This window comes from Winogradskyella alexanderae (genome assembly GCF_020166335.1).
Lineage (GTDB): Bacteria > Bacteroidota > Bacteroidia > Flavobacteriales > Flavobacteriaceae > Winogradskyella > Winogradskyella alexanderae.
This window is the reverse complement of the sequence record NZ_JAIUJR010000024.1, coordinates 1-3,802: the sequence shown is the minus strand read 5'-3', so window position 1 is coordinate 3,802 and position 3,802 is coordinate 1. Positions and strand designations below refer to the sequence as shown.

4 protein-coding genes are annotated in these 3,802 nt (G+C 33.9%); all 4 read left to right on the top strand.

From position 1 onward, the window contains the following. The first annotated feature begins 118 nt into the window (after positions 1–118). The 4 genes from LBU54_RS15110 to LBU54_RS15095 all read left to right on the top strand — a co-directional run bounded on the left by LBU54_RS15110 (position 119) and on the right by LBU54_RS15095 (position 3,542). Positions 119–868 carry a DUF6882 domain-containing protein gene (locus tag LBU54_RS15110; RefSeq protein WP_224531928.1) on the top strand — a complete coding sequence of 250 codons (750 nt, stop codon included), beginning with the start codon at positions 119–121 and terminating at the stop codon, positions 866–868. Positions 869–1,367: 499 nt separating this feature from the next. Continuing rightward, complete coding sequence (locus LBU54_RS15105; RefSeq protein WP_224531927.1) at positions 1,368–1,934, top strand: hypothetical protein; 567 nt, start codon at positions 1,368–1,370, stop codon at positions 1,932–1,934. Beyond that, the gene (locus tag LBU54_RS15100; protein ID WP_224531926.1) at positions 1,931–2,431 is read left to right on the top strand and encodes a hypothetical protein; all 501 of its coding nucleotides are present in this window, start codon (positions 1,931–1,933) and stop codon (positions 2,429–2,431) included. The genes LBU54_RS15105 and LBU54_RS15100 overlap by 4 nt, the downstream gene beginning before the upstream one ends. A 136-nt stretch (positions 2,432–2,567) precedes the next feature. Continuing rightward, the gene (locus tag LBU54_RS15095; protein ID WP_224531925.1) at positions 2,568–3,542 is read left to right on the top strand and encodes a DUF3887 domain-containing protein; all 975 of its coding nucleotides are present in this window, start codon (positions 2,568–2,570) and stop codon (positions 3,540–3,542) included. Positions 3,543–3,802: the final 260 nt, after the last annotated feature.

The following is a 3,802-nucleotide window of genomic DNA, read 5'->3' as shown; positions in this document are numbered from 1 at the left end:
CGGCGGAATTTCCTCTCGGAAATTCCTGCGTATTTGCTAACTTTGGTTTACGGCGGAATAGTTCTGCCGAACCATTCCGCAACGAAACCATAGCCCAAACCGTTACCAAATATTAAAAATGAAAAGAAATATTTTAATTATGTTATCAATCTTGGGATTGATTGAAACTAAAGCTCAGAGTCCTGAAGATTATAGAATTATAGAGAAAGATAAGCCTACCTCTTTAAATCAATTATTAGTACAAACCGGAGCCTATTCATTTGAAAAGCAACTTATTTTCAGTGATTTAATAGGAGAAAATTCTTGGAGTTTCGATACAAACAAAGGTGAAATTTCTTTTGGTGAAAATCTAGTATTTCCAGTTCAAATAATTGGAACTTTTTCCTTTTCTGACAATTCTTGGTTATGGGGTTGGGCAAATACCCAAAGTGGTTTACCTGATAATTTACTACAACAATCATTTAAATTAAAGTCATTAGGAGAAAATTGGAATATACCAGAATTAACTGTCAAACAAATTAACAATGCTGAGGGAATCGACCATAAAATAGGAATGATTTCTGCTGGACTATTTAATGCAAAATGCTACTATTTAGCAAATTATGGAAGAGGAAATTTAGTTGTAACTATCGATAGTGAAAGAATTCCTATACCAAGTAACACTTCAGCAGAAAAGTTAATTTCAGTTTTCACACAATTTATAAGCTTCACGGAAGTCAATCATAGAGAAGCGCTTAAGAATTACTTAATTGACAAAAAGTTTGAAATAGTACTTGGGAGTAATTTCATAAAAGCTAAAAGCGGAGAAAATTTCATTACTGCAAAATTTGATGAAAACGGCCGCTTGACTGAAATCAAGAATAAATAACATTTGGTAACAACGGCTATAGTTCATTACGGCTGAAATTCCTAATCGGAATTTCAAGCCTTTTTGCTAAATTTATGGTTACGGCGGAATGACACTCGCGTACCATTCCGTAACGAAACCATAGCCAAAACCGTTAGGCAAAAATGCCTGCGGCCGCTTAAATCGCGCTATCGCGCTCCTATTCAAGCTATTTTTGCCTAACGCCATGCAGTACGACTGCAATTTGATATCCTTTTGCTATATTTAGTAACAGTAAATAATTAAAAAGCTTCCGGGCACACGGGCACGGAAGTACCCTTTTTGCCAACAGCGGATTTAACAAATTGCGTCTAATGGCTACTTTCGCTAATGCAAGCATTGCTTGCAATCGCAACTCGCCATATCCGCATGGCGTTGTGCAACATTACTTAAAATCCAATTCGGTTATTCAACGAATAGGATTTATAAAAATTAGAGTAGTAAAATTATGGTATTTTGATAAAATAAATAACCTGAACGAATGAAACTAAAAGTATTAACTGTTATTGGACTATTGTTTCTTATTATCAACCAATTATTGCTACTTGGAGGTACGGAATTTATCCAAACTCAAAAACCCATTGATTATGCTCATTGGCTTCTATTCTTAGGAGTATTATTTACACTGTCCATAAACTATGTTTTTTCCGATAATATATTCAGTAATACAGCAACAATTCTAACATCACTTGGGGCAATCGCCCTGATTGGACAGGCGACTATTGATTTTCTATGGTGGAGTTATGGAACCGATTATGAGGGAATGGACAATTTGACCCATCAAATAATGAATGAACCATCTATTCGAATTCCGTTCATAACAATAGGACCGGCTTTATTTTATCTTGGTTTGGCAATACACGCCGGAAAATTCATAAAAAAACAGACCCTTTTAACAATAGCAGTAATATTTGGTGTAATTTTAACAGGATTAGGGTCATTTATTTTTGATAGTAGGAGTATCATTACTTTAGGGCATATTATCCTTACATTAGGAGTAATTGGTCTATTATTCAAAATTAGCCACAAACAAAACGAACAACAATGAAACAAATAATAATTTTAATAATCGGAATTTTATTTATCTCGTGTAATCAGATAAAAAAAGAAAAAACTATTATAAAAATAGATAAAAAAGAATCTGAATCAACTGAACAGATAGAGAATTTTGACTGGTTGTTAGGAAAATGGAAAAGATTGAATGAAGAAGAAGGAAAAGCAACGTTTGAAAATTGGGAGAAGATAAATGAGACGGAATATTCAGGAATTGGATTTACGATGCAAAACGGAGATACCATTAAGCAAGAGAATATTCGATTGATTAAGGTGAGTAATAAATGGGATATAATTGTGAAAGTTCCTGAAGAGATTGAATCGGTTACATTTAACGGATTAGGTCATAGTGAAAATGAGTTTATCTGTGAGAATAAAGAAATCGATTTTCCAAATAGGATTAAATATTGGAAGAATGGGAACAAATTAAATGCTTCTGTTTCCAGTCCTGATATAGAAATACAGTTTGAATTTGAGAAAATAAATGAGTAAAGAATACCTGAGGCCAGTCGAGAATATATTCACCTTACTTCAGGTTTTAATATCTAAATAAACCGCTGATAATCTTAATTATAAACTGTACTAGGTTTAATTATATAACTGTTATTGTGAAATATTCAAGAACTTTATGAAATACGTAATACTAAGTGTTTTTATGATGACTATTTCATTCTGTTTCTCACAGAGCGAACAGAAAAACTATGAAGAAGTTGCTGTCAAATTCCAATCGGAATATAATAAGTTGAATTATGATGGTATTCATAGTATGCTAGATGAGGCAATGGAGAGTCTCATACCGAAAGGAAAAATGACTGATTTTATGAATACAGTTAGATCCAATTTTGGCATGATAAAAACAATGAGATTTTATGACATAAACAATTCGGCTCATGTATACCGAACTACCTTTGAAAAGGCAGTTGTTGATATTTCATTTTCCTTAAACAAAAAGAATCAAATTACTGGATTGTTTATACCTCGAAATAGCTTTGAGAATTCCTCTGTATTAAAAAGAAATGCAACCAAAATGATTTTTCCATTTAAAGAAGAGGCCTTTGTTTATTGGGGTGGAAAAACCGAAGATGTAAATTACCATATGACAGATCTGAATCAGCAATATGCCTTAGACATATTAATGGTTGCAAATGGTGCACCGTATAAAGGAGACTCAACAAAAAATGAAAGCTATTTTGTTTTTGGAAGAGATATCATTGCCCCTTGTGACGCGAAAGTTGTAAAAGTGATTGATGGAATTAAGGACAATGTACCAGGCGAGGTAAATAGGGCAGACATAACGGGAAATACGATCATTCTAGAAACAGAGCGAAAAGAATATTTGTTGTTCGCACATATTAAGATGAACTCAATTCTATTTAAAGAAGGAGATTGGGTTAAGCAAGGTCAGGTTATAGCTAAATGCGGGAATTCTGGCAACACGACTCAAGCTCATCTGCATTTTCAACTTCAAAATACGAACGATTTGTTTAATACTATCGGAGCAGAACTTTATTTTGATGAAATTATTGTAAATGGAGAAATTAAAAAGGACTACATGCCTAAAAAGGAAGATTTTGTTATTAATAAAAAAAGAATCACAGATTAATATAAAACGTTGCACAACATTGGCTATAAGTAATTGCTTGTTCTCGCCTACTTCTGAAAATTTGCTGACGCACAGTTCGCACTGCGTGCTCGTGTCTCACGGATTTTCAGTTTGGTGTGTACTTGCAAAGTTAAGTGCTAAACCACACAACTACTCATAGCCGAGACCGTTAGAGCACATTCAGCTAAAGCTGACTTGTGTTGCTACGTTCTGCGAACTCCCGCCCCACAAGCTTATGTGCTCTAACGCCCTGCTAAACC